We start from the raw sequence: 24,634 nt of genomic DNA on the forward strand, positions 1-24,634 counted from the left end.
GTCAGGCCAGCAGGTCCAGCGCGGCCGTGCTCGCCTGGATGGCGGCGCGCCGGTGGTAGAAGTTCAGCGCGCGCAGGCCGCCCAGTTCCTCGCCGCCGCCGGCGCGGCCGGGGCCGCCGTGCAGCGACTGCGGCATCACGTTGCCGTGGCCGGTGTGCAGCGCGGCGACGTCGGGGCTGAGCACGTGCACGCGGCCGTGCAGCGGCGCCAGCTCGATCGCGGTGTCGGCCAGCGCGCGGGCGTCGTCGCCGTACAGCGAGGCCACCAGCGAGCCCTGGCCGCGCGCGACCAGGCGCAGCGCGTGCGCCGCGTCGCGGTACGGGATCAGCGTGGCCACCGGGCCGAACACCTCGGTTTCGTGCAGGCGGTCGCCGGCGTCGCTGCCGGCGGCGTCGCGCGCGCCCAGCAGCGTCGGGCCGACGCAGCAGGCCACGGCCGCATCGGCGTCGATCAGCGGATGTTTGGCGCCGTCGTGCAGCGTCTCGGCCTGGGCTTGCAGATGGGCGAGGCCTTCGCGCACCGCGTTGAGTTGCGCGCGGCTGACCAGCGCGCCCATGCGCACGCTCTCGTTGCGCGGGTTGCCCACGGTGGTCTTGGCCAGGCGCGCCGAGATCGCCTCGGCCGCCGCGCCGTACAGCGCCTCGGGCACGAGGACGCGGCGGATCGCGGTGCACTTCTGGCCCGACTTCTGCGTCATCTCGCGCGCCACTTCCTTGACCAGCAGATCGAAGGCCTCGCCGCCCGGCGCGTTGCCTTCGAGCAGCAGCGCGCTGTTGACGCTGTCGGCCTCGACGTTGACGCGCACCGAGCGCTGCGTCACCGCGGGGTGCGAGCGGATCACGGCGGCGGTGTCGGCCGAGCCGGTGAAGGACACCAGGTCGAAGGGCTCCAGCGCGTCCATCAGCCCGGCCGAGCCGCCGCACACCACCGACAGCGCGCCGGCCGGCAGCACGCCGGCCTCGACCACGTCGTGCACCATACGCTGCGTCAGCCAGGCGGTGGCGGTGGCGGGCTTGACCACCACCGGCACGCCCGACAGCAGCGCCGGCGCGGCCTTCTCCCACAGCCCCCAGCTCGGGAAGTTGAAGGCGTTGATGAACAGCGCCAGGCCGCGCGTGGGCACCAGCACGTGGCGGCTCTGGAACAGCGGCTCCTTGGCCAGCCGCGCCGCCTCGCCGTCGAGCAGGAAGCGCCGCTCGCCGAGCGACTCGCCCAGCTTCGCGTAGGTGGACAGCGTGTAGATGCCGCCGTCGATGTCCACCGCCGAATCGTTCTTCACCGTGCCGCTGTTGGCGGTGGCGATGGCGTAGTAGTCGTCGCGCTTGCTTTGCAGCACCTTCACGGCGGCAGCCAGCATCGCGGCGCGTTCGCGGTAGCTCATTGCACGCAGCGCGGCGCCACCCGCCTCGCGGGCGAAGGCGAAGCCGGCGCGCAGGTCCAGCCCGCTGGCGTCGACGCGCGCCAGCTCGGTGCCCAGCACCGGGTCGAACAGCGCCGTGCCGGCGCCGGTGCCGGCCACCCAACGGCCGCCCAGGTGGTTCTTCAGCAACTCGGTCATGCGGGGCTCACTGCTTGGTGAAGTCGATCGCGCCGCATCCGCCTTGTTTTGGTTCGGGGGATGCAGTATTGTGCGTGAAGGCACTCTAGGGCCAGAACCTCATCATGTCAAGCACTATATTGCAGGCCTCGGGCAATCCCCAGGTCGAGGCCGATGCGGCCGACGACAGCGACGAAGCCAAGAACCCCTTCCTGGTGGCGCTGGGCGAACGCGCCCGCGCGCTGCGCGCGCGGCGCGGCATGACGCGCAAGGCGCTAGCGCTGGCGGCGGATGTCTCCGAGCGCCACCTGGCGAACCTGGAGTACGGTGTCGGCAACGCCTCCATCCTCGTGCTGCTCGACGTGGCCCGTGCGCTGCAATGCACGCTGGCCGAGCTGCTCGGCGATGTGACCACCAGCTCACCGGAGTGGCTGATGCTGCGCGAGCTGCTGGAAAACCGCGACGAGGCCACGCTGCGCCGCGTGCGCGTGGCGGTCGGCGAGATGCTGGGCACCGGCGGCGCCAACGCCAGCGGCGGGCGCCGGCGCAGCCAGCAGGTGGCGCTGATCGGGCTGCGCGGCGCCGGCAAGTCGACGCTGGGCGCGATGCTGGCCGAAGACCTCGGCTTTCCCTTCGTCGAGCTGAGCCGCGAGATCGAGAAGTTCGCCGGTTGCAGCATCAGCGAGATCCAGGCGCTGTACGGCCAGAACGCCTACCGCCGCTACGAGCGCCGCGCGCTGGAGGAGGCGATCCAGATCTATCCCGAAGCGGTGATCGCCACGCCCGGCGGCATCGTCTCCGACCCGGCCAACTTCAACCTGCTGCTGGCGCACTGCACCACGGTGTGGTTGCAGGCCACACCGGAAGATCACATGAAGCGAGTGCTCGCTCAAGGTGATACGCGCCCGATGGCGGCGAGCCGTGAGGCGATGGAAGACCTGAAATCCATCCTGGCCGGGCGTGCCGCCTTCTATTCCAAGGCCGAATTCAGCCTGGACACCAGCGCGCAGGCGCTGGAGCCGAGCTTCCGCGCGCTGCGCCGCCTGGTGCGCGAGGCGCTGGACCTGCCCGCCTGAGTGCCCGCCGCTTCATGCATGAAATTGCATCTTTCGATTGACGCATCAAAATGCATGCACTATGATGCGCATCATTGCCTGAACGGAGACACGCATGAGCAGCGCCGACCGCGTCGACTACCAAACCGAGCCCAGCCGCTACAAGCACTGGAAGCTGAAGTTCGAGGGCCCGGTGGCGACGCTGATCGCCGACTTCGACGAGAACGCCGGCCTGCGCCCCGGCTACAAGCTCAAGCTGAACAGCTACGACCTCGGCGTCGACATCGAGCTGAACGACGCCGTCAACCGCATCCGCTTCGAGCACCCCGAGGTGCGCACGGTGGTGGTGACCAGCGCGCGCGACAAGGTGTTCTGCTCGGGCGCCAACATCTTCATGCTGGGCGTCTCCAGCCACGCCTGGAAGGTGAACTTCTGCAAGTTCACCAACGAGACGCGCAACGGCTTCGAAGACTCGTCGCGGCACGGCGGCCCGAAGTTCCTCGCCGCGGTGAACGGCGCCTGCGCCGGCGGCGGCTACGAGCTGGCGCTGGCCTGCGACGAGATCATCCTGGTGGACGACCGCAGCAGCGCCGTCAGCCTGCCCGAAGTGCCGCTGCTCGGCGTGCTGCCCGGCACCGGCGGCCTGACCCGCGTGACCGACAAGCGCAAGGTGCGCCACGACCTGGCCGACATCTTCTGCACCACGAACGAAGGCGTGCGCGGCCAGAAGGCCAAGGACTGGCGGCTGGTCGACGAGATCGCCAAGCCGGCCGTGTTCGCCGCCAAGGTGCAGGAGCGCGCGCTCGAACTCGCCAAGGCCAGCGACCGGCCGGCCGACGCCCGCGGCGTGGCGCTGACGCCGCTGCAACGCACGATAGCGGCCGACGCGCTGCGTTACCCGTTCGTCACGGTCGAGATCGAGCGCGCCAAGCGCACCGCCACCTTCACGGTCAAGGCGCCCGGCGGCGCGCAGCCGGGCGACATCGCCGCCATCGAGGCGGCCGGCGCCGACTGGTATCCGCTGCAACTCGCGCGGCAGTTGGAGGACGCGATCCTGGAGATGCGCACCAACGAACTGGACATCGGCCTGTGGCTGATCAAGAGCGAAGGCGACGCGCAAGCCGTGCTGGCGATGGACGCGACGCTGGCCGCGCACGAGACCCACTGGCTGGTGCGCGAGACCATAGGCTACCTGCGCCGCACCTTCAGCCGGCTCGACCTCAGCTCGCGCAGCCTGTTCGCGCTGATCGAGCCGGGTTCGTGCTTCGCCGGCAGCTTCCTCGAACTGGCGCTGGCCTGCGACCGCAGCTACATGCTGATGCTGCCCGACGACGCGGCCAAGACGCCCAGGCTCACGGTGGGCGAGGCGAACTTCGGCCTGTACCCGATGGTCACCGGCCAGAGCCGCCTGCAACGCCGCTTCTACGACGAGGCGCCGGCGCTGGACGCCGTGCGCGCGCAGCTCGGCCAGGCGCTGGACGCGGACGCGGCCTTCAAGCTCGGCCTGGTCACCAGCAACCCCGACGACATCGACTGGGCCGACGAGACGCGCATCGCCATCGAGGAGCGCGTGGCGATGAGCCCCGACGCGCTGACCGGCATGGAAGCCAACCTGCGCTTCAACGGCCCGGAGAACATGTTCACCCGCGTGTTCGGCCGACTGACCGCGTGGCAGAACTGGATCTTCCAGCGCCCCAACGCCGTGGGCGACAAGGGCGCGCTGAAGGTCTACGGCAAGGGCGACAAGGCCGCCTTCGACTGGAACCGCGTCTAACCAATCATCGGAGCAGACATGAGCACCATCAACTACAGCGAGAAGATCCCCAACAACGTCAACCTCGCCGAAGACCGCACGCTGCAGCGCGCGCTCGAGCAGTGGCAGCCCAACTACCTGCAATGGTGGGGCGACATGGGGCCCGACGGCTCGCAGAACTTCGACGTCTACCTGCGCACCGCGATCAGCGTCGACCCGCAGGGCTGGGCGCAGTTCGCCCACGTCAAGATGCCCGACTACCGCTGGGGCATCTTCCTGAACCCGGCCGAGAAGGACCGCAAGATCCACTTCGGCGAGCACAAGGGCGAGGACGCTTGGGCAGACGTGCCCGGCGAGTACCGCGCCAACCTGCGCCGCATCATCGTCACCCAGGGCGACACCGAGCCGGCCTCGGTGGAGCAGCAGCGCCACCTGGGCCTGACCTGCCCGAGCCAGTACGACCTGCGCAACCTGTTTCAGGTCAACGTCGAGGAAGGCCGCCACCTGTGGGCGATGGTCTACCTGCTGCACAAGTACTTCGGCCGCGACGGCCGCGAGGAAGGCGAGGCGCTGCTCGAACGCCGCAGCGGCAACGAGGACAACCCGCGCATCCTGCAGGCCTTCAACGAGCAGACGCCGGACTGGCTGAGCTTCTTCATGTTCACCTACTTCACCGACCGCGACGGCAAGTTCCAGCTCTGCGCGCTGGCCGAAAGCTCGTTCGACCCGCTCGCGCGCACCACGAAGTTCATGCTGACCGAGGAGGCGCACCACATGTTCGTGGGCGAGTCGGGCGTCAGCCGCGTGATCCAGCGCACCTGCCAGGTGATGAACGAGCTGAAGACCGACGACCCGGGCAAGCTGCGCGCCGCCGGCGTGATCGACCTGCCGACCCTGCAGCGCTACCTGAACTTCCACTTCTCGGTGACCATCGACCTGTTCGGCGCCGACCAGTCGAGCAACGCCGCCACCTTCTATTCCACCGGGCTGAAGGGCCGCTTCGAAGAAGGCAAGCGCGCCGACGACCACCAGCTTCGCGGCCAGAGCTACAAGGTGCTGGAGGTCAACGACGGCATGCTGGTCGAGAAGGAGGTGCCGATGCTCAACGCGCTCAACGAGGTGCTGCGCGACGACTACATCACCGACTCCCGGGCCGGCGTCGAGCGCTGGAACAAGGTGATCGAGAAGGCCGGCATCCCGTTCCGGCTGAAGGTGCCGCACAAGGCCTTCCACCGCAACATCGGCGCGCTGGCCGGCGTGAAGGTCAGCCCCGACGGCCGCCACATCCACGACCACGAGTGGAACCAGAGCGTCGAGCGCTGGCTGCCCACCGACGAGGACCGCGCCTTCGTCGCCAGCCTGATGGGCCGCGTCGTCGAGCCGGGCAAGTTCGCCAACTGGATCGCGCCGCCGGTGATGGGCATCAACCGCCAGCCCGTCGATTTCGAATACGTCAGGTTCAACTGACAGGGCGAGGGCGCGATGGACATGGCCGTGAACGCCGAGGTGATCAGGCAGCACCTGATCGACCCGGAGATTTGCATTCGCTGCAACACCTGCGAAGCCACCTGCCCGGTGGCGGCGATCACGCACGACTCGCGCAACTACGTGGTCGACGCGGCCAAGTGCAACTTCTGCATGGCCTGCGTTCCGCCCTGCCCGACCGGCAGCATCGACAACTGGCGCACCCTGCCCCGGCAGCGCGCCTACGGCGTGGACGAACAGCTCGGCTGGGACGAGTTGCCGCCCGAGCTGACGCCCGAGCAGCTCGCCGAGGCCGGCGTGAGCGCCGCCGGCGCGGCGGTGGAGGCCGCCGAGCAGCCCGCGCCGGTCGCCGAAGCGGCTGTCAGCAGCGCGCAGTACAACGCCACGCTGCCGCCCTGGTCGGCCGCGCACGCCTATGCCAACCTGTACGGCCCGAAGGCGGCGGAGAAAAGCGTCACCGCCACCGTCACCGGCAACGTGCGCGTCACCGAGGTCGGTACCGACTACGACACGCACCACATCGTGCTCGACTTCGGCGCGATGCCCTTCCCGGTGCTGGAAGGCCAGAGCATAGGCATCGTGCCGCCCGGCAGCGATGCCGACGGCCGGCCGCACCACGCGCGCCAGTACTCGGTCGCCAGCCCGCGCAACGGCGAGCGGCCGCTGTACAACAACCTCTCGCTGACCATCAAGCGCGTGCTGGAAGACCACCAGGGCAGGCCGGTGCGCGGCGTCGCGAGCAACTACATGTGCGACCTGAAGGTCGGCGACAAGGTGCAGGTGATCGGCCCCTTCGGCACCACCTTCCTGATGCCCAACCACCCGAAGAGCCACATCGTGATGATCTGCACCGGCACCGGCAGCGCGCCGATGCGCGCGATGACCGAGTGGCGGCGCCGCCTGCGGCACAGCGGCAAGTTCGAGGGCGGCCGGCTGATGCTGTTCTTCGGCGCGCGCACGAAAGAAGAACTGCCCTACTTCGGCCCGCTGCAGAACCTGCCCAAGGACTTCATCGACATCAACTTCGCCTTCAGCCGCACCGCCGGCCAGCCCAAGCGCTACGTGCAGCACGCGATGGCCGAGCGCGCGGCCGACCTCGCGCCGCTGCTGGCCGACCCGAACGCGTTCTTCTACGTCTGCGGATTGAAGGCGATGGAAGAAGGCGTGGTGGCCACGCTGCGCGACATCGCGCGCGGCGCCGGGCTCGACTGGGACGCGGTGGGCGCGGCGATGAAGCGCGAGGGACGCCTCCATCTGGAGACATACTGAGCGCATGAGCATGGATCTTCGCGGCACCGAGGTGCTGGTGGTGGGCGCCGGCATCATGGGTGCCGGCATCGTGCAGGTGGCGGCGCTGGCCGGCCACCCGGTCAAGCTGTTCGACACGCGCGCGGGCGCGGCGGCGCAGGCGCTGGACAAGCTCGCCGCGACGCTGAAATCGCTGGTCGACAAGGGCCGGCTCGACGCCGAGGCGGCGCGCGCCGCGCTCGCGCGCATCGCGCCGGTCGACTCGCTGGCGTTGGCGCGCGCGGCCGGGCTGGTGGTGGAAGCCATCGTCGAGAACCTCGACGCCAAGCGCGCGCTGTTCGGCGCGCTGGAAGACATCGTCGCGCCCGGCGCGGTGCTGGCGACCAACACCTCTTCGATCAGCGTCACCGCGATCGCCAACGGGCTGCGGCATCCGCAGCGGCTGGTGGGCATGCACTTCTTCAACCCGGTGCCGCTGATGAAGCTGGTCGAGGTGGTGCACGGCCTGCGGACCTCGCCCGACGTGGCCGCGGCGATCTTCGAGCTGAGCCGGGCCTGGGGCAAGACGCCGGTGCATGCCCGTAGCACGCCGGGTTTCATCGTCAACCGCATCGCGCGGCCCTACTACGCCGAGACGCTGGCGCTGCTGCAGGAGCAGGCGGCCACGCCGCAGGTGCTGGACGCCTGCCTCAGGGCGGCGGGCTTCCGCATGGGCCCGTGCGAGCTGATGGACCTGATCGGCCACGACACCAACTTCGCGGTGACGAACTCGGTCTACGCGGCGAACTTCGCCGACAAGCGCTACGTGCCCTCGCTGGTGCAGGCCGAGATGGTGGCCGGCGGGCTGCTCGGCCGCAAGAGCGGGCGCGGCTTCTACGCCTACGGCGACGGCGCCGACGGCGTGCCGCCGCTGCCGGTGGCGGTGCACGAGGCGCCGGCCAGCGCGCGGCAGGTGACGGTGCACGGCGTCGGCCCGATCGCCGACCACCTGGAACATGCCGCCGTGGCCGCGCTCGCGCCGCAGGGCTGGGGCCCGGCGCGCGAGCTGGGCAGCGACTGGGTCGGCCTGGCCATCGACGGCGCGCGCCTCGTGCTTACCGACGGCCGCAGCGCGCAGCAGCTCGCGCACGAGCTCGGCAGCGCCGACGTGGCGGTGTTCGACCGGCCCGTGCCGCACCCGATCGCCCCGGGCACCGCGCTCGCCTATGCGGTGGCGCCCGGCGCGCACGCCGCCTGGCGCACGCAGGCCGGCGCCTGGCTGGCCGCGCTGGGCTTCACGCCGCTGCCGCTGGCCGACGCGCCGGGGCTGGTGGTGGCGCGCACGCTCGCGATGCTCGTCAACGAAGCCGCCGACGCGGTGCTGCAAGGCGTGTGCGACGAAGCCGGCGCCGACGCGGCGATGAAGCTCGGCGTCAACTACCCCGCCGGGCCCTTCGAGTGGCTGAAGGGCTGGAGCGTCGACGGCGTCGCCAGGGTGATCCGCGCCCTCGACGCCGAGTACCGTGGCGAGCGCTACCGCCTCAGCCCGTGGCTGCGGCGGCGGGCGCATGCCGCATGAAGTAGCGCAGCCTCCCCGTTCGCCCTGAGCTTGTCGAAGGGCAGGCGAGCGTTGCGCTGGGGCTTCGACAGGCTCAGCCCGAACGGGGTTGTCCGGGCAACCGGGTAACTGGACAACTGGGTAGCTGGGTAACCGGGTAGACGGGCTTCAAGCGTTGCCGTACCACCGCTGCGCAAACACCGCCAGCCCGCCGGCCACCGACGCGAAGCGGTCGCCGCGCACGATGCGCGCGCCGGGAAAGGCCGCCGCGATGCGCTGCGCCAGCAGGCGCAGTCCGGTGGAGCCGCCGGTGAAGTACAGCGCGTCCACCGCGCCGAGGCCGGCGGCCCGCGCCGTTTCGCGCGCGGCCTCGACGATGCGTCCCATGTCGTGCTCCAGCGCCGCCAGCGCCTGCGGTTCGCTCAGCTCGACCGCCAGGCCGCGCTCGACGCTCGACAGGTCGATGGTGCTGCGCCCGCCCTCGGCCACCGCGATCTTCGCGGCCTCGGCGCGCGCCGCCAGCTCGTGGCCCAGGCGTTCGTCGACCACCGTCATCAGCCGCTGGTGCTGGCGCGCGTCGGCGTAGAAGCCGCGCATCGCGCGCAGCTCGGCCACGCGCTGCGGGTTGTAGACGGTGTTGATCAGGTGCCAGGTGGCGAGGTCGAAGTAGACGCCGCTGGGCACCTCGCGCGGCGGCGCGCCGTTCAGGCTCGGCCCGAGCGATCCGTAGCCGAAAGCCGGCAGGATGGCCGCCAGCTCGATGCGGCGGTCGAAGTCGGTGCCGGCGACGTGCACGCCGTGGTTGGCGAGGATGTCGTCCTTGCGCTCCAGGCGCCGCGCGCGTTGCGGGCCGACCCGCACGATCGAGAAGTCCGAGGTGCCGCCGCCGATGTCGGCCACCAGCACGACTTCCTCGTGGGCTATGCGGCGCTCGTGGTCGAAGGCCGCGGCGATCGGCTCGTACTGGAAGTGAACCTCGGCGAAGCCCACCTGCCGCGCCGCCGCCTCCAGCGCGGCCTGCGCCTGCGCGTCGCGCGCCGCGTCGTCGTCGACGAAGAACACCGGCCGGCCGAGCACCACGCGCTCCATGCGCAACTTCGCGTCGGCCTCGGCGCGGCGTTTCAGGTGGCGCAGGTAGCCGGCGACGATGTCGAGGTACTTGACGCCGCGCCCGCCGCCGACCTCGGTGGTCTGCGCGATCAGGCTGCTGCCGAGGATGCTCTTCATCGAGCGCATCAGCCGGCCGTCGAGCCCGTCGACGTAGGCGGCCACCGCGGCGCGGCCGAACTGTTCCGGCCCGTCGACGGCGTAGAACACCGCCGTGGGCATCGTCGCCTGCCCCGGCTCCAGCTCGACCAGGCGCATGCCGCGCGCCGCGTCGGGCACGGCCACGGCGGAGTTGGAGGTGCCGAAGTCGATGGCGCAGTACACGTGAGCCCTTTCTTGGAGGGGCGCGATTGTAGGCAGCAGATGCGCGCGCCGCACAATGTGCCGCTCATGGACCGACGCACGCTGTTCCGCCACCTCGGCCGCCAGGCCGCCGCGCTCGCGCTGGCGCGGCTGTTCGGCGCCGCGCAGGCGCAGCCGGCCGCACCCTGGCCGGTCGACGCGGGCGACCCGTTCACGCTGGGCGTCGCCAGCGGCATGCCGCGGCCCGATTCGGTGGTGATCTGGACGCGCCTCGCGCCGCGCCCGCACGACATCGGCGGCGGGCTGCCGCCGCTGCCGTTCAGCGTGCGCTGGGAGCTGGCCGAAGACGAACGCTTCGGCGCCGGCCTCCGGCGCGGCGAGTTCATCGCCCGGCCGGAGAACGCGCATGCGCTGCACGTCGAGCTGCGCGGACTGGCGAGCGCACGGCCCTACTTCTACCGCTTCATCGCCGGCGACACGGTCAGCGCGGTCGGTCGCACGCGCACCGCGCCGGCCGAGGATGCGCCGCTGGCGCGGCTGCGCCTCGCGCTCGCCTCCTGCCAGCACTACGAACAGGGCTGGTACGCGGCGCATGCCGAGATCGCCGCGCGCGAGCTGGACTTCGTGCTCTTCGTCGGCGACTACATCTACGAATCGAGCAACCCGCGCCATCGCCTGCGGCCGCACGAAGGCCCGGTGCCGCAGACGCTGGACGCCTACCGCGCGCGTCACGCCACCTACAAACTCGACGCCGACCTGCGCGCCGCGCATGCCGCGCACCCGTGGATCCTGACCTGGGACGACCACGAAGTCGAAAACGACTACGCCGCCGACGCCAGCCCGAGCGGGCTCGACGCGCCGGCCTTCCTGCGCCGGCGCGCCGCCGCCTACCAGGCCTACTTCGAGCACCTGCCGGTGTCGCCGTCGATGGCGCCGCGCGGCGCGGCGATGCGCATCCACGACCACTTCCGCTGGGGCCGCCTGGCCGAGCTGTGGACGCTGGACGGGCGCCAGTACCGCAGCGTGCAGGCCTGCGGCAACGCCGCCGCGGGCGGCCGCACCATCGGTGGTGACTGCGAGGAACTCGCCGACCCGGCGCGCACGGTGTTCGGCGCGGCGCAGGAGCGCTGGCTGGCCGACGGCCTGGCGGGCAGCGTGCGCCCGTGGCGGCTGCTCGCCCAGGGCAGCCAGCTCGGCGCCAGCGGCGTCGCCGTGCCGGGCCAGGCGCGGCGCGTGTTCAGCGACGGCTGGGACGGCTACCCGCGCGCCCGCGAGCGGCTGCTCGACGCCATCGCCTCGTCCACCGCCGCGGGTGGCAACGCGCTGGTGCTCGGTGGCGACGTGCATCGCCACGTGGCCGCGCAACTGCGCCAGCGCCCCGACGACCCGCGCTCGCCGGTGGTCGCGGCGGAGTTCGTCTGCACCTCGATCAGCAGCCGCGGCTTGGCCGAGGCGCGCATGGCGGCGATCCGTGCCGGCAACCCCGACCTGCTGCACGCGCGCGGCGACGAGCGCGGCTACGCCCTGCTCGAGATCACCGCGCGGGCCGCGCACTGCGATCTGCGCGCCACGCCGCACCCGGCGCAGCCGGGCGCCGCGCTGCACACGCAGGCGAGCTTCACCGTCGAGGCCGGCCGGCCCGAGCCGGTGCGCGACTGAGATTCGTATCGAAATGCACGCCGGCCCCGTCCTCGTGGGCCTCGCCCCCTGCCACGGCGTTCATCGCGCTGGGATCATGCCGATCGTGCGGCAGGCAGCGCACGAACGGGAGTGATGGTCATGAGCAGCGGCAAGTCGTCTTCGGGTTCCTGGTGGTCGGCGGCACTCGGCTTCGGCGGCAAGGCCGCGAGCGTGCCCGACACCGACTATGCGGACATGGGCACGGCCTTCGGCCTGGACGCCAGCCTCGGCAAGACACATTCGCAGCACGAGCCGCGCGCCGACGAGCGCCGCGCGCCCGTGCCGGCGGCGGCGCCGCCGCGCAGGCGCTGAACCCGCGCGGGCGCGCGGGTCCGGAAAAGGATCAGCGGATCAGCAGCACCGGCGTCTTGCACGCCGAGAGCACCTTGGTCGCCACCGAGCCCATCACGAGGTTGCCCAGCGTGCCGTGGCCGTGCGAGCCCATCACCAGCAGGTCGTAGCCGCCGGCGTCGGCGGTCTTGGCGATGACCTCGGCCGCGTGCCCGACCTTGCCGACGTATTCCGCCTCGATGCCCTGCTTCTTGAAGAAGGTGCGGATCGGCTTGAAGACGGCTTCGCTGGTCTCGGCGTAGTAGCTCTTCAGCGTCTCGCGGTCGATCACCGAGGCGGCGCGCGCCGGCACCGGCGCCACGGTGTTCAGCACGGTGTAGTCGTGCCGGCCGCCCAGCCACTCGTCGTGGGCGGCGAGGTAGGCCAGCATGCGCTTGGTGAACGCGCTGCCGTCGACGGCAAGAAGAATCTTCATCGCGGGGGGCTCCTGTGCGGGGGTACGGCTACGCATCGAGTCTCGCACAGGCGCGCCGTCCGTTCTTGACAACCCGCAATCCCGCCCGGGCCGGGCGGCGCGCGCCGGGCTTACCATGCACGCCCCATGGACCCCCTTATCGAAGAACTCAAGCGCGAGATCCGCCGCCTCGAGGCGCAGGACGCCCAGGCCGCGCCCAGGCCCTCGCGGCGGCTGCTCGCCGGTGTCGCGGTGTTCGTGCTGCTCGTCGCCGCGGCCGGCTATGCGCGCTTCGGCACGCCGGGTGCCTGGAAGGGCGTGCCGGTGGCGCACAGCGAGGCCGAGGTCGGCCAGGCCGGCGCGCTGGGCCAGATCGACGCGATGATCGGCAAGCTCGAGGAACGCCTGAAGGCGCAGCCCGACGACGCGGAAGGCTGGAGCATGCTGGGCCGCAGCTACAACGCGCTGGGGCGCTACCCCGAGGCGGTGACGGCGTTCCAGCGTGTCGTCACGCTGAAGCCGCAGGAGGCCTCGGGCTACGCCGACCTCGCCGACGCCAAGGCGATGGCCGCCGGCCGCTCGCTGGCCGGCGAGCCGGCCGCGCTGATCGCCCGCGCGCTCGAACTCGACCCGAAGAACCTCAAGGCGCTGGCGCTGGCCGGCACGGTGGCCTTCGAGCAGCACGACTACACCCGGGCCGCGCGGCTGTGGGAGGCCGCCGTCGCGGTGGCCGAGCCGGGCAGCGAACTGGCGCGCAACCTCGAAGGCGGCATCGCCGAGGCGCGTTCGCGCAGCGGCGCCCCGGCGCCGAAGCCCGCGCCGGATGCCACGCCGGCCGCCGCCGGCGCCACGCTGAGCGGGCAGGTGCGACTGGCCGCCGCGCTGAAAGACCGCGCCGCGCCGGAAGACACGGTGTTCGTGTTCGCGCGCGCCGCCAGCGGTTCCAAGATGCCGCTGGCCATCGTGCGCAAGCAGGTCAAGGACCTGCCTTTCGACTTCACGCTCGACGACTCCACCGCGATGAGCCCGCAGACGCGCCTGTCGTCGGCGCAGCAGGTGGTGGTGAGCGCGCGCGTCAGCAAGAGCGGCAATGCCACGCCGCAGCCGGGCGACCTGCAAGGCGAGAGCGCGCCGGTGGCGCCCGGCGCGAGCGGCGTCGCGGTGCGCATCGACCGCGTGGTGCGCTGATACCCATTCGCGTTCGAACGTATCAATGTTCCCGTTCGGGCTGAGCTTGTCGAAGCCCCACCGAGGCACTCGCGTGCCCTTCGACAAGCTCAGGGCGAGCGGAGTCTGACGTTCGAACGCGAATGGGTATGAAGCGGTCCGGGGGCGGCCCGTGCGCCGCGCCGCCCCGCCTCAATCCAGCCCGCGGTCGAGGAACATCTGGCGGTCCACCGCCGCCCACACGCGCTTGTAGTACTCGGCCACCTGCTCGGGGTAGTAGACGTTGTCGAAGCGCAGCTTGACCTTGGTTTGAGCGCGCCCCTGGCGCAGCAGCGAGATCGTCATGCCGGCGCTCTGGCGCTGCATCATCCCGTCCATGCGCACGTCCATCCCGAACGGCGCGCTGCCCTCGAACACCGACGGCGGATAGCCGCGCCCCGCCGCGTACTCGCGCAGCGCCGCGTCCTGCAGCGCCTGCGCGCGCGCCGGCTCCAGCGCGGGGATCGCTGCCGCCAGGTAGCCCGAGCCGCGCTCCATGTTCTGCACCCGGGCGCCCAGCGTGGCGACCGCCACCGTGAGGCCGTCGAACACCGCGTCGAAGGGCTTGTCGAACACGCGGTCGCCGAGGGCCAGCGCCATCTTCTCGCGCTGCGCATGCCAGGCCGGCAGGTCCGGGTTGTTCATCATCTCCATCTGCAGCTTCTGGCGCGCCATCAGGTCCTGCATGCCCCCCAGGCCGGGGCGTTGAGCCTGGCCCGTCGCGGCGCCGCGACCCGCGGCGAGCCCGCCCAGCATGTCGGCGCCCGACGCAGCGCCGCCGCCCATCGCGCAGCCGCCCGCGCCGAGCAGGAGACCCAGGGCGGCGGCGCCGCGCCGCGCCCGCTTCATCGTGTCGGCCATCGCGGAGCCCTCCTCAGAAGGTGGTGGCGCGCACCGAATAGTCGGCCACCGTCTTGTCGGCCGCGAACTTGACGATCACCGTCAGCGAGCGCACCGAGCCCGACGTGGTGACGCCGCCGCTGGACCGCGCGACGCCGCCGCCGACGCCCACGTCCACGTACTTGAAGAAGGCGCCCAGGCTCGCCGTCGCCTGCGCCGACTGTGCCTGGCTCTGCTGCTCGGTCTGCGTGGCGGTGCGCTCGTAGACCCAGGTCTCGACGCCGTCGCGGTCGACGGTGGAGATGTTGGGGCCGCCGAACGTCTGCAGCAGCTCGAGCTGCGTGGTGCGGCCCTTGACCACCTGCGAGGTCACCGCGCCGTAGGACAGCGGGCTCGCCACCGGCGCCGCGCCGGCGGTGGGCGTGGCCGCCGGGGCCGGCGGCGGTGCAGCGGGCGCCGTCGGCAGCATCGGCGCGCAGGCCGTCGTCGACGCCGCGACGTAAAGGACAAGAAGGGCAAGAAGGGCCAGGGATGCCGCACGCGGCGGCAGGAGCAGGCGGGTCATGGTCGTCTCCCGCACGTCACTTCACGGAGTGGTTGAGCTGCCAGTGCACTTCCCACGTCACCGGCAGGCCCAGCATCATCGACTCTTTGGCGACGTGACCCGAGAGGTTGTCGGCCTTCTCGGGTGCGCTGCCGGCGAGGTCGATGGCGATCACGTCGATCATGCCTTCGTAGTCGACGCGGACGTCGGTGGGCGGCGTGGGCACGCAGTTCTCGCCGGTCGCGGTCTGGCTGATCTGTTCGATCGACGTGCCGGTCAGCTTGCCCTCGGCGGGCGCGAAGGCGATCTTGTACGCGCCCCCGGTCATCGTCGGGTTGCCGAACTCGATCGCCATCAGGTTGTGCGCCGGCAGCGTCGGCTTCCCGGTCGCGTCGGTCACCAGGCTGCCTTGCGTCTGGCGCAGACACGGCCCGTCCTGGGCGGTGCGGCTGCGTGCCACCGACTCGTGGTAGTCGTAGTTGCCCTCGACCTTCGACACCTTGATGATGTTCGGTCCGCTGAAGTCGTTGTCGGCTTCGATCGTCAGAATCACCCCGCCGAACACTTCGCGCATCTTCTCGGTGGTGGTGCTGCCGATGTTGCCGGGCAACGGCACCGTCTCGGTGGTGTTCTCCATGCCGCGCATCGAGTACCAGATGCTGCCGTTCCACCCGGCGTGCTGCACCACCTGCACCTCGGTCTTCAGCAGCACCTTGGCCCTGTCGCCCGCCGGCAGCTGCACCGAGCAGCTCACCGCGACGGTCGACGGGCTCGGCTTGTTCGCCGGCGCGGTGTAGGTGCCTTTCACCGTGCCGGCCGAATCCACCGTGCCCACCCTGGCATCGCCGTAGGTGGTGCCGTTGACCGCCCAGGTGTCCACGCGCAGCGGGCTCGGGCCGCAGGTCTCCACCAGCGCCGGCTGGCCGGTACCGGGATCGTCCCTGCGGCCGCAGGACACCACGTCCAGCGACAGCTTGCTGCCGACGCGCACCGCCGCACGCGTCGGCGTGAGGCGGATCGTCGAGAGCAGCGCCCAGTCGGTGAAGTGGGTGGTGGAGACGCTGACCGTCCGCGCGGTGGTGTCCAGCGTGGCCACGGGCAGCGCACGCCAGTAGCGGTTCGCGTCCTGGTAGCCGATGTCGAAGGCCTCGGGCGCGGTGCCCATCAGCTCGTTCTCGTCGTAGCTGAACTGCACCGTCACCGGCACCGCGAAGGTCTGCCCCTCGGGGCGCATGGCGTAGGTGCGCAGGCTGCCGGGCGCGTTGTCGGTGATGCGCTGGATGGCGATGGGGGTGTCGCCGGCGAGCGCGCCGGCGGGTATGACGATCGAGGCCGCGCCGTCGGCGCTGACCACGGTGCCGCCCGCCGGGCCTATGGTCTTCACCACCTCGCTGCCGACGGGCACGCCGACGGCGGTGGGTTTCGGCGTGGTGTCGACGGCCGGCGGCGGCGGCCCTTCGACCGGCGGGGGCGGCGGCGCGCCGGCGTTCGGGTCGTCGCCGTCGTGTCCGCCGCCGCAGGCGGCCAGCAGGGCCAGCGACGCCATCATCGCGGCCACCCGGCGGCGGCGCGCCGCACGCACGGGGTCGGGTAGGGAGAAGTGGCCCATGTCTCGCCCTCGAAGCGACGCCGATCGCGTCAGGCGCGGTTGTAGGCAGCGCGCCGTCACCTCGGCGTCACCTCGCGCGGCGTCACTCCAGCAAGACGGTGTCGGCGCCGCGCGAGCGGCCGAGCCGGCGCAGCGCGAGGTTGGTGGGGTTGCGGTCGAGGAAGGAGCGGCGAAACGGCGGCGGCACGCGCGTCAGGGTCACGCGCAGCCAGTCGAGGCCGTCGTCGAGCGCGCGGCACGCGCCGGCCGCATCGCCCGCTTCGCGGCGCGCGGCGTGCAGTTCCAGCCAGAGCTCGCCGCGGTAGAACCACGCCGCATGCGCCTCGGGCGCGAGCCGCGCGGCCGCTTCGGCATGGCGCAGTGCCGCGCCTGCATCGCCACGGCGCCGCTCGACCTCGCTGGCCCGCACGTGCGCGGCGAGCTGCAGGCCGGCGCGCTCCTGCGCTTCGGCCCAGCGCAGCGCGCCAACGAGCAGTTCGGCGGCGGCCTCGGGCGGTTCGAAGCGGCTGCCCCAGACGCGCACGACCTGCGCCGCCGCCCCCTCACCCGACAGGGGCAGCGCTCGAGCGGCGGTGATGCACGCGTTTGCATCGCCGTTGCCGAGCAGCGCGGCCATCTCGGCCCGCAGGCCGAGCGCGTACACGCGGGTCAGGATGTCGGACAGATCGGGTTCAGCCGCGTCGAGGGCGGCCAGAGCGCGCGCCGGCTGGCCGAGCTGCACCCACGCCTGGGCGAGAAACACCTCGCACATGCAGCGCCAATAGCCCGAGCGCTGGCGGGCGAACGCCTCGCGCAGCGGCTCCAGCAGGGCAAGCGCCTCGTCGTAGTCGTTGTGGTCGAGCAGGCACTTTGCCAGCACGGTCTCGACCGTGAGCACGTTGTGCGAGCGCTCGCCTCGGGCGTTGGCCTCGGCCAGTCGGCGCGCTTCGCGCGCCAGCGCGATGGCACTCGACAGCATGCCGCGGTACATGTGGGCGACGCCGAGGTTGGCCGTGTTCATCGACACCTCTTCCTCGTCGCCCACCATTTGCGCGAGCGTCAGCGCTTCCTCGTAGGCCGCGCTTGCCGCCCTCAGACGGCCGGCCGTCTGCAACGCATTGGCCCGCACGCTCGCGTAGACAAGCCGCGTTGCCGGATCGGCAGCATGCGCCACCCAGTGCTCGAACGGCCGCAACACGTCGAGCGCACGCGCGGGCTCGTCCTCCCGGATATGGGCATCCGCCACCGAACCGGCGATGCGCAGCAGAACGGCCCGATCGCCACCGCGGTGGTCTTCCAACGCCGGGCGGCCGAGGGCAATCGCGGCGGCGTGCTCGCCGCGGCAGGCCAGCCAGTGCACGCGCAGTTGCAACGCAGCAAGTGCCTGCGCTGCATCGCCGGCGAGCGACTGCAAGGCTGCGAGCAGCGCATCGGACTCGGCGTCGTTCAGGTGCATGGCGCGCGCCTCGGCCTGCGCGCGGCGCGCCTCGAAGGTCGCGACCGCATCGCCCGCCTGCTCGGCGGCGCGGGCGGAGGCGTCGTGGCACACGCTCGCCTCCAGGAGGTGGCCGCGTTGCCGCAGTGCCTGGCCGGCCAGGCGCCACTGCGCCGACGCCAGCGGCCAGAGCGCCGCGCGCTCGGCGTGCCAGGCGACGCGCGCCGCGGCCCGCCCCGCCTGCAGCAGCCAGCCGGCGATCGTGCCGTGCAGTTCGCGCGCCAGCGCCGCCGGCACCGACGCCTCGACGGCATCGCGGACGAGGTCGTGCGTGTAGCGGCCATCGTCGAGCAGGCCGGCCGATTCGAGCTCCGACCAGGCGTCGGCGAGGTCGAGCGCGGGCACGCCGAGCACGTGCGAGGCCAGTGCCGCCTCGAAGTCGTCGCCGGCGATGGCGGCGCAGCGCGCCAGGCGCAGGGCCGGCGCGCCCAGCCGCGCGATGCGATCGCGCACCAGCCGCTCCACCGACAAGGGCACCGGCCACGCCGAGCCTGCGGCCGGCGGGGCGGCCGCCCAGGCCTTCGCCGACTCGACGACGAAGAGCGGGTTGCCGCCGGTGCGGCGCAGCCACTCGCCCGGCGCGCCGGGCACGACCGGCGCGCCCAGCGACTGCACCAGGCGCAGCACCTCGGCCTCGGCCAGCGGTCGCAGCGGCAGGTGCGCCGCCGCCGGGTCCAGCGCCGCCAGCAGTTCGCGGCCGGCGGGCGCCAGCTCGTCCGGCCGGGCCGCCACCACCCAGGCCAGCCCGCTCTCGGCGACCACGTGCGACAGCAGGCGCAGGCTGGTGTCGTCCGCGTGGTGCAGGTCGTCGATGACGATCGTCTCGACGCCGGCGGCGGCCACGTCGCGCAGCAGCGCGATCGTCGCGCGCACGAGGCGCAGCGCGTCGGCGCGACCGCTCGGTTCATGGCCGGGCTGCGGCAGCACGTGCGCCAGTTCGCCGCGCACCGACGGCAGCGGTTCGTGCGGGCAGGCCGCGAGCGCGGCGGCGAGCAGGCGCGCCAGCAGCGCGTACGGCAGGGTGGCGTCGGCCGGGCGGCCGCCGGCTTCGAGCGCGCGGGCGCCGGCCTCGCCGCGGGCGCGCCGGTGCTCCTCGAGCAGCCGGCTCTTGCCTATGCCGCCCTCGCCCGTCACCACTGCGTGGCGGCCGGCCGCGACGGCATCGGCCAGCGCCGAGCGCTCGGCGTCGCGGCCGATCAGGTGCGGCGGCCGGTGCAGCAGCGGGCGTTCGGCGAAGGCGGCCGGCGTCGGCCGCGCCAGGGCGGTGGCATCGGCCTCTATGCCGGCGCGCAGCGCCAGCGTCTCGGGCCCGGGGCGGGCGCTCAACTCGTCGCGCAGCACCTGTTCGCAGGCGTCGAAGGCGGCGAGCGCCTGCGCGCGGTCGCCGCGCAGGTCGTGCAGCCGCATGACGCGCCGATGCGCGGCCTCCGAGGTCGGCAGCGCCGCCACCAGTTTGGCGGCGTGCACCAGCGCGGCGGCGAAGCGGCCTTCGCGCTCGTCGTCGTCGGCACGGTCGGCCACCGCCTGGCGCCAGCGCGCGGCGAGCCGCTCGCGCTCGCCGTCCAGCCAGGCTTGCAGCGCCGGCAGATCGCCCTGGTGGCGCGTGCCGAGCAGCAGCGGCGGATGCGGCGCGTCGGCGTCCGGCGCCTGGAGGGCATCGACGCCGACGCCGGGGGCGAGCAGCAGCCGGTCGCCGTCCGGCACGAGCAGGCGCTGCACGAGGGCGCGCTGCTTGTGCAGGAGCTGGCGCAGGTTGCGGCGCGCCCCGGCCGCGTCGAGTTCCGGATACAGCCAGGCCGCGGCCAGCTCGCGCGCCAGCGGCGGCCGCAGCGCCGCCAGCGCCAGCAGCGCGGCCAGGCGCGGCCCGATGGTGATGACGCCTCCCCCGGGTTCGAGCAGCCGCGGCGCGCCGCACAGTTCGAGTCGCAAGGCGGCGGCATCAGGCATGGTGCGGGATGTAGCGGGTGGAACGTCAACCCGCCGTTATCTTGCCCGCTTTCCGGCGTGCGGCCTGCCGCGCCAGCACGGCCTCGGCGGGCTCGCCGACCAGTTCGGCGTAGACGCCGGGCGCGGTGGCGCCCTCGGTGTTGACGATCAGCAGGCGCGACTGCGCATCGAGGCCGGTCGCCGCCGACAGCGCCGGGTCGGCGCGCAGCAGCCGCGCCGCCGCCAGCCCGGCCACGCCCGATTCGCCCGCGACGAGGGGAACGTCGCGTTCGCCGCCGGCCGCCAGCGCGCGCATCGCCGCGACGGCCTGGGCGTCGGTGATGGTCATGAAGTGGTCGACGCTGCCGCTCAGGAAGCGCCAGGCCAGCGGCGAAGTCTCGCCGCAGGCCAGGCCGGCCATCAGCGAATCGACCGTGCCCGAGGCCCTGGCGGCGCGGCCGCGCAGCGCGCTTTGCAGCAGGCAGTCGGCCTGCTCGGGCTCCACCACGATGAAGTGCGGCCGGCGCGCGCCCTGCCATTCCCACAGGTAGCTGACCAGGCCGGCCGCGAGGCCGCCGACGCCGCCTTGCAGCAGCACGTGGGTGTAGGCGCCGTCTTCGCCGCGGCGCGCGCCGGTCTGCTCGACGATCTCCGCGGCGATGGCGCTGTAGCCCTGCATCACGTCGCGCGGGATGTCCTCGTAGCCGTCGTAGGAGGTGTCGGAGATCACCTGCCAGCCGTGGCGCGCCGCCAGCCGCGCCGCCTCGGCGACCGATTCGTCGTAGTTGCCGCGGATGCGCACGATCTCGGCGCCGAACGCGGCGATCGCCGCCTCGCGCTCGGCGCTGACCTGGGCGTGCAGCACGATCACGCAGCGGCAGCCGGCGTCGCGCGCGGCCGCGGCCAGGCCGCGCCCGTGGTTGCCGTCGGTGGCGCTGACGACGCTGTAGCCGGCCAGCCGTTCGGCGCAGCGGCCGGCCAGGATGGCGCCGGGCTCCAGGCCGGGGTGCAGGCGCAGGATCTGGCGCACCAGCGCGATCGGCGCGCCCAGGGCCTTGAAGCTGCCGAGCGGGGAGCGCACCGACTCGTCCTTGACGCTGAAACGCGCGACGCGCAGCGCGGCGGCCGTGTCGGGCAGGTCGTACAGCGGCGTGGCGCCGCGCGCGAGCGCCGGCCAGGGCGCGAGCCAGCGGCGGCTCTGTTCGGCGCGCTCGATGCTCATGATGGCGCGCAGTTCGTCGGGATAGGCGGCGCGCCCGGCGCGCGCGTTGGCGATCAGCATGGCGAAGGTTCGTTCGTGTTCGTCTCAGGCGCTGGCGGCCAGGCGCCGCCGCACCACGTCGAGCAGCACCTGCGCGCCCTGCACGAGCTGCGCGTCGTCGGTGTGCTCGCGCGGGTTGTGGCTGATGCCGCCGCGGCTGGGCACGAAGATCATGGCCGCGGGCGCGATGCGCGCGATCATCTGCGCGTCGTGCCCCGCGCCCGAAGTCATGCGCCGGTGCGTGAAGCCGAAGCGCCGCGCCGAGGCCTCGATCTCGTCGGCCAGGCCGGCGTCGAAGCTCACCGGCTCGAAGCGCGCCAGGCGCTCGGTTTCGATGCGCACGCCTTCGCGGGCGGCGATCTGCACGAGGAAGTCGGCCAGGCGCCGCTCGGCGGCTTGCAGGCGCGCTTCGTCCGGGTCGCGCAAATCGACCGTGAAGACCGCCTTGCGCGGGATCACGTTGACCACATCCGGTTCGAGGCGCAGCGAGCCGGTGGTTGCCAGCGTGGTGTCGGGCGCGGCGGCCACGACGTGCTCGCGCAGGAAGGCCACGATGGCCGCGGCGGCGTAACCCGCGTCGTGGCGCAGCCGGGTCGGCGTGGTGCCGGCATGGTTGGCCGTGCCGTGCACGGTGATCTTCTGCCAGGAGATGCCTTGCAGGCTCTCGACCACGCCGATGAGCCGGCCTTCGGCCTCCAGGACGGGGCCCTGCTCGATGTGCAGCTCCAGGTACTCCCCGGGCACGATGGCGCCCGGCGCCATCTCGCCCGCGTAGCCTATGCGCTGCAACTCGTCGCCCAGGCGCGCGCCGTCGGTGCCCAGGGTGTCGAGCGCCTCGTCCAGCGCCAGGCCGCCGGCGTAGACCAGCGAGCCCATCATGTCGGGCTGGAAGCGCACGCCCTCTTCGTTGGTGAAGGCGGCGACCACGATGGCGCGCGGCGGCGGCGTGCCGGCGGCGCGGTAGGCGCGCGCGACCGCCAGGCCGGCCAGCACGCCGTAGCAGCCGTCCAGCGCGCCGGCGTTGCGCACCGTGTCGATGTGCGAGCCGATCATCAGCGGCCGCCGCTCGCCCGCCGGCGCGGCCGCCGGCAGGATGCCGAAGACGTTGCCGATGCGGTCCACGCGCACCTCGAGCCGCAGCTCGCGCATCCACTGCACGAGCTGGTCGCGGCCGGCCTTGTCGGCGTCGCTCAGCGCGATGCGCGTGCGCCCACCCGCCGCCGCATCGGCGCCGATGGCGCCCAGCGCGCGAAGCTGCTCCAGCAGCGCGCCGGCGTCGAGGGAAAGAGGGGCGGTGGGCAAGGGCGGCTCCGGCGGCGTGGGAGAGGGAGGGGGTGCGGGGATGATAGTTTTATGCTTCGCCCCCATGGACCACGTCGTCGACCCCGAACTGTCGGCCCGGCTCGTGCGGTGGCGCCACCACCTGCACCGCTTTCCCGAAACCGGCTTCAACGAGCGCAAGACCTCGGACTACGTGGCCAACGTGCTGCAGGCGCTGGGCCTGGAGGTGCATCGCGGCATCGGCGGCACCGGCGTCGTCGCCAGCCTGAGGGCCGGCGGCGGCGCGGCGGCGATCGGCATCCGCGCCGACATGGACGCGCTGGCGATGACCGAGACGGCCGAGGGCCGCGCGCACGCCTCGCAGAACCCGGGCTGCATGCACGGCTGCGGGCACGACGGCCACATGGCGATGGTGCTCGGCGCGGCGCACCTGCTGCGGGCCCGCCCCGACTTCGACGGCACCGTGCGCTTCATCTTCCAGCCGGCCGAGGAGCACGGGCGCGGCGCGCGGGCGATGATGGACGACGGGCTGTTCGAGCGCTTCCCGGTCGACGAGATCTACGGCGCGCACAACATCCCGGGCCTGCCGGTGGGCACGATCGCCACGCGCGCCGGCGGCATCATGGCCAGCGAGGACAACTTCGTGATCCGCGTGCGCGGACGCGGCGGCCACGCGGCGCGTCCGCACATGGCGGCCGATCCGCTGGTGGCGGCGGCGGCGATCGTGCTGGGCTTGCAGACCATCGTCGCGCGCGCGGTCGATCCGGCCGAATCGGCGGTGCTGTCGTGCACCGAGCTGCACACCGACGGCATCCGCAACGCGATTCCGTCGAACGTCGTCATCCAGGGCGACACGCGCAGCTACTCGCCCGAGGTGCAGGCGCTGCTCGAGCGGCGCATGCGCGAGGTGTGCGCGGGCGTCGCGCTGGCCCACGGCGTGCACTGCGAGGTGGACTACACGCACGAGTTCGCGCCCACGGTGAACTGGCCGCAGTGCGTGCCGGTGGCGGTGCGCGCCGCCGCCGCGGTGGTGGGGCCGGAGAACGTCGACGCCGAGGTCGCGCCGATGATGATCTCGGAGGACTTCGGCGCCTTCCTGAAGGCCGTGCCGGGCGCCTTCGTCTTCATCGGCAACGGCGCCGCCGGCAGCCCGGGCGGCGTGCCGCTGCACAACAGCGCCTACGACTTCAACGACGCGTTGCTGCCGATCGGCGCGCGCTACTTCGCCGAGCTGGCGCGGCAGCGGCTGCCGGCCCCGCGCGGCGGACTCTAGACCTCGTACAAGCGCATCGCGTCGTAACCTTCGGCCTCGCCGTTGCGCACGTGGCCGCGCGCGTTGCAGACCACGCGCGTGCGCCCGCGCGGGTGCTCGACGAGGTAGTCGTGCCGGCAGTGCAGGTGGCCGTGGATCCAGGTCGAGGCCAGCGGCAGCAGTTCGTCGTCGCCGTTGCAGAAGCTGGCGGTGCCGGGCTGCGCGCCGTAGCGCGGATCGGCGCTGCGCAGCGAGGGCGCGAAGTGCGTCAGCGCCACGCTGCGGTCCCACGCGCCGCTGCGCGCCAGCTCGGCGGCCAGCCAGGCGCGGCAGGCCAGCGCCTCTTCGCGCACGCCCTCGGGGGCCAAGGGCGCGCCGCGGCGCGTGCTCTTCATGATGCGCATGTAGTAGGCCGCCGCGCGCATCGCGCCGGCGCGGCCGGCGTCGCCGAAGACGTCGAAGTCGCACCAGCGCACGGTGGCGACGAAGCGGATGCGCGCGCCCTGCGCGTCGGTGAGCACGAGGCTCTCGCGCTCCAGCAGCGTGATGCCCAGCGCGTCGCAGCGCTCGCGCAGCGCCGGCCAGGCGGCGTCGAGATCGCGGCCGTCGAACTCGTGGTTGCCGGCCACCATCAGCACCGGCACCGGCCAGCCGGCGAAGCGCTCCAGCGCGGCCCAGCGGCTGTCGATGTCGCCGCCGAGCACCAGCAGCTCGGCGGCCGGGTTCGGCTCGGGCTCGAAGGGCTCGGTCTCGAGGTGCAGGTCGGACAGGAGCTGGAGCCTCATCGGCCG

At 72.7% G+C, this 24,634-nt stretch carries 19 protein-coding genes; 9 read left to right on the top strand and 10 right to left on the bottom strand.

The window, feature by feature from the left end; translation table 11 throughout:
* Position 1: 1 nt before the first annotated feature.
* Positions 2–1,558: a 3,4-dehydroadipyl-CoA semialdehyde dehydrogenase gene (locus QM792_RS02885; protein WP_415147675.1), complete on the bottom strand. Its 1,557-nt coding sequence runs from the start codon at positions 1,556–1,558 to the stop codon at positions 2–4.
* Between the two features lie 104 nt (positions 1,559–1,662).
* Here QM792_RS02885 and QM792_RS02890 point away from each other — a divergent pair, with 104 nt between their 5' ends.
* The 5 genes from QM792_RS02890 (at position 1,663) to QM792_RS02910 (ending at position 8,636) form a co-directional block, all read left to right on the top strand.
* On the top strand, positions 1,663–2,613 hold the full coding sequence (locus QM792_RS02890) for a helix-turn-helix transcriptional regulator (protein WP_415147676.1): 951 nt from the start codon (positions 1,663–1,665) through the stop codon (positions 2,611–2,613).
* Positions 2,614–2,707: 94 nt separating this feature from the next.
* Positions 2,708–4,366 carry a 2,3-epoxybenzoyl-CoA dihydrolase gene (gene boxC, locus QM792_RS02895; protein ID WP_415147677.1) on the top strand — a complete coding sequence of 553 codons (1,659 nt, stop codon included), beginning with the start codon at positions 2,708–2,710 and terminating at the stop codon, positions 4,364–4,366.
* An 18-nt stretch (positions 4,367–4,384) separates the two neighbouring features.
* Positions 4,385–5,812, top strand: a complete 1,428-nt coding sequence (boxB, locus tag QM792_RS02900) for a benzoyl-CoA 2,3-epoxidase subunit BoxB (RefSeq protein WP_415147678.1) — start codon at positions 4,385–4,387, stop codon at positions 5,810–5,812.
* 15 nt (positions 5,813–5,827) lie between these two features.
* Positions 5,828–7,099, top strand: a complete 1,272-nt coding sequence (boxA, locus tag QM792_RS02905; RefSeq protein ID WP_415147679.1) for a benzoyl-CoA 2,3-epoxidase subunit BoxA — start codon at positions 5,828–5,830, stop codon at positions 7,097–7,099.
* Between the two features lie 4 nt (positions 7,100–7,103).
* On the top strand, positions 7,104–8,636 hold the full coding sequence (locus QM792_RS02910) for a 3-hydroxyacyl-CoA dehydrogenase (protein WP_415147680.1): 1,533 nt from the start codon (positions 7,104–7,106) through the stop codon (positions 8,634–8,636).
* 147 nt (positions 8,637–8,783) lie between these two features.
* On the opposite strand, the gene QM792_RS02915 is transcribed toward QM792_RS02910, so the two are convergent.
* Entirely contained in the window at positions 8,784–10,046 is a 1,263-nt protein-coding gene (locus QM792_RS02915) for an Hsp70 family protein (protein WP_415147681.1), read from the bottom strand.
* A gap of 66 nt (positions 10,047–10,112) precedes the next feature.
* Between QM792_RS02915 and QM792_RS02920 the strand changes: the two genes are divergently transcribed.
* On the top strand, positions 10,113–11,684 hold the full coding sequence (locus QM792_RS02920; protein ID WP_415147682.1) for an alkaline phosphatase D family protein: 1,572 nt from the start codon (positions 10,113–10,115) through the stop codon (positions 11,682–11,684).
* Positions 11,685–11,804: 120 nt separating this feature from the next.
* Positions 11,805–12,017 (top strand): hypothetical protein, encoded by a 213-nt coding sequence (locus QM792_RS02925; RefSeq protein WP_415147683.1) that lies wholly within the window; start codon positions 11,805–11,807, stop codon positions 12,015–12,017.
* 31 nt (positions 12,018–12,048) lie between these two features.
* On the opposite strand, the gene QM792_RS02930 is transcribed toward QM792_RS02925, so the two are convergent.
* Positions 12,049–12,471, bottom strand: a complete 423-nt coding sequence (locus QM792_RS02930) for a universal stress protein (RefSeq protein WP_415147684.1) — start codon at positions 12,469–12,471, stop codon at positions 12,049–12,051.
* A gap of 126 nt (positions 12,472–12,597) precedes the next feature.
* Between QM792_RS02930 and QM792_RS02935 the strand changes: the two genes are divergently transcribed.
* Positions 12,598–13,638 (top strand): tetratricopeptide repeat protein, encoded by a 1,041-nt coding sequence (locus QM792_RS02935; protein WP_415147685.1) that lies wholly within the window; start codon positions 12,598–12,600, stop codon positions 13,636–13,638.
* Positions 13,639–13,809: 171 nt separating this feature from the next.
* Here QM792_RS02935 and QM792_RS02940 read toward each other — a convergent pair whose 3' ends face one another.
* The 6 genes from QM792_RS02940 to QM792_RS02965 all read right to left on the bottom strand — a co-directional run bounded on the left by QM792_RS02940 (position 13,810) and on the right by QM792_RS02965 (position 22,612).
* The gene (locus QM792_RS02940; RefSeq protein ID WP_415147686.1) at positions 13,810–14,517 is read right to left on the bottom strand and encodes a hypothetical protein; all 708 of its coding nucleotides are present in this window, start codon (positions 14,515–14,517) and stop codon (positions 13,810–13,812) included.
* A 13-nt stretch (positions 14,518–14,530) separates the two neighbouring features.
* Complete coding sequence (locus QM792_RS02945) at positions 14,531–15,061, bottom strand: hypothetical protein (RefSeq protein WP_415147687.1); 531 nt, start codon at positions 15,059–15,061, stop codon at positions 14,531–14,533.
* Between the two features lie 16 nt (positions 15,062–15,077).
* On the bottom strand, positions 15,078–16,649 hold the full coding sequence (locus QM792_RS02950) for a hypothetical protein (RefSeq protein ID WP_415147688.1): 1,572 nt from the start codon (positions 16,647–16,649) through the stop codon (positions 15,078–15,080).
* 82 nt (positions 16,650–16,731) lie between these two features.
* Positions 16,732–20,070, bottom strand: coding sequence for an ATP-binding protein (locus tag QM792_RS02955; protein WP_415147689.1), 3,339 nt, complete (start codon positions 20,068–20,070; stop codon positions 16,732–16,734).
* 25 nt (positions 20,071–20,095) lie between these two features.
* The gene (locus tag QM792_RS02960; protein ID WP_415147690.1) at positions 20,096–21,331 is read right to left on the bottom strand and encodes a diaminopropionate ammonia-lyase; all 1,236 of its coding nucleotides are present in this window, start codon (positions 21,329–21,331) and stop codon (positions 20,096–20,098) included.
* A gap of 24 nt (positions 21,332–21,355) precedes the next feature.
* The gene (locus QM792_RS02965) at positions 21,356–22,612 is read right to left on the bottom strand and encodes a Zn-dependent hydrolase (protein WP_415147691.1); all 1,257 of its coding nucleotides are present in this window, start codon (positions 22,610–22,612) and stop codon (positions 21,356–21,358) included.
* 64 nt (positions 22,613–22,676) lie between these two features.
* Between QM792_RS02965 and QM792_RS02970 the strand changes: the two genes are divergently transcribed.
* A complete protein-coding gene (locus QM792_RS02970) occupies positions 22,677–23,864 on the top strand; it encodes a M20 aminoacylase family protein (RefSeq protein WP_415147692.1) in 1,188 nt (395 codons plus the stop codon).
* Here QM792_RS02970 and QM792_RS02975 read toward each other — a convergent pair.
* On the bottom strand, positions 23,861–24,628 hold the full coding sequence (locus QM792_RS02975) for a metallophosphoesterase (protein WP_415147693.1): 768 nt from the start codon (positions 24,626–24,628) through the stop codon (positions 23,861–23,863). The genes QM792_RS02970 and QM792_RS02975 overlap by 4 nt on opposite strands.
* Between the last annotated feature and the right edge of the window lie 6 nt (positions 24,629–24,634).

Origin of the sequence: Piscinibacter sp. (assembly GCF_047600445.1) — a bacterium.
Taxonomy (GTDB): domain Bacteria; phylum Pseudomonadota; class Gammaproteobacteria; order Burkholderiales; family Burkholderiaceae_C; genus Piscinibacter.

What these genes read in the sequence shown, in the direction of transcription:
- QM792_RS02885 (WP_415147675.1), bottom strand. Translation starts at nt 1,558, where the DNA reads ATGACCGAGTTGCTGAAGAACCACCTGGGCGGCCGTTGGGTGGCCGGC.
- QM792_RS02890 (WP_415147676.1), top strand. Translation starts at nt 1,663, where the DNA reads ATGTCAAGCACTATATTGCAGGCCTCGGGCAATCCCCAGGTCGAGGCC.
- boxC (WP_415147677.1), top strand. Translation starts at nt 2,708, where the DNA reads ATGAGCAGCGCCGACCGCGTCGACTACCAAACCGAGCCCAGCCGCTAC.
- boxB (WP_415147678.1), top strand. Translation starts at nt 4,385, where the DNA reads ATGAGCACCATCAACTACAGCGAGAAGATCCCCAACAACGTCAACCTC.
- boxA (WP_415147679.1), top strand. Translation starts at nt 5,828, where the DNA reads ATGGACATGGCCGTGAACGCCGAGGTGATCAGGCAGCACCTGATCGAC.
- QM792_RS02910 (WP_415147680.1), top strand. Translation starts at nt 7,104, where the DNA reads ATGAGCATGGATCTTCGCGGCACCGAGGTGCTGGTGGTGGGCGCCGGC.
- QM792_RS02920 (WP_415147682.1), top strand. Translation starts at nt 10,113, where the DNA reads ATGGACCGACGCACGCTGTTCCGCCACCTCGGCCGCCAGGCCGCCGCG.
- QM792_RS02925 (WP_415147683.1), top strand. Translation starts at nt 11,805, where the DNA reads ATGAGCAGCGGCAAGTCGTCTTCGGGTTCCTGGTGGTCGGCGGCACTC.
- QM792_RS02930 (WP_415147684.1), bottom strand. Translation starts at nt 12,471, where the DNA reads ATGAAGATTCTTCTTGCCGTCGACGGCAGCGCGTTCACCAAGCGCATG.
- QM792_RS02935 (WP_415147685.1), top strand. Translation starts at nt 12,598, where the DNA reads ATGGACCCCCTTATCGAAGAACTCAAGCGCGAGATCCGCCGCCTCGAG.
- QM792_RS02940 (WP_415147686.1), bottom strand. Translation starts at nt 14,517, where the DNA reads ATGGCCGACACGATGAAGCGGGCGCGGCGCGGCGCCGCCGCCCTGGGT.
- QM792_RS02945 (WP_415147687.1), bottom strand. Translation starts at nt 15,061, where the DNA reads ATGACCCGCCTGCTCCTGCCGCCGCGTGCGGCATCCCTGGCCCTTCTT.
- QM792_RS02950 (WP_415147688.1), bottom strand. Translation starts at nt 16,649, where the DNA reads ATGGGCCACTTCTCCCTACCCGACCCCGTGCGTGCGGCGCGCCGCCGC.
- QM792_RS02955 (WP_415147689.1), bottom strand. Translation starts at nt 20,070, where the DNA reads ATGCCTGATGCCGCCGCCTTGCGACTCGAACTGTGCGGCGCGCCGCGG.
- QM792_RS02960 (WP_415147690.1), bottom strand. Translation starts at nt 21,331, where the DNA reads ATGCTGATCGCCAACGCGCGCGCCGGGCGCGCCGCCTATCCCGACGAA.
- QM792_RS02970 (WP_415147692.1), top strand. Translation starts at nt 22,677, where the DNA reads ATGGACCACGTCGTCGACCCCGAACTGTCGGCCCGGCTCGTGCGGTGG.
- QM792_RS02975 (WP_415147693.1), bottom strand. Translation starts at nt 24,628, where the DNA reads ATGAGGCTCCAGCTCCTGTCCGACCTGCACCTCGAGACCGAGCCCTTC.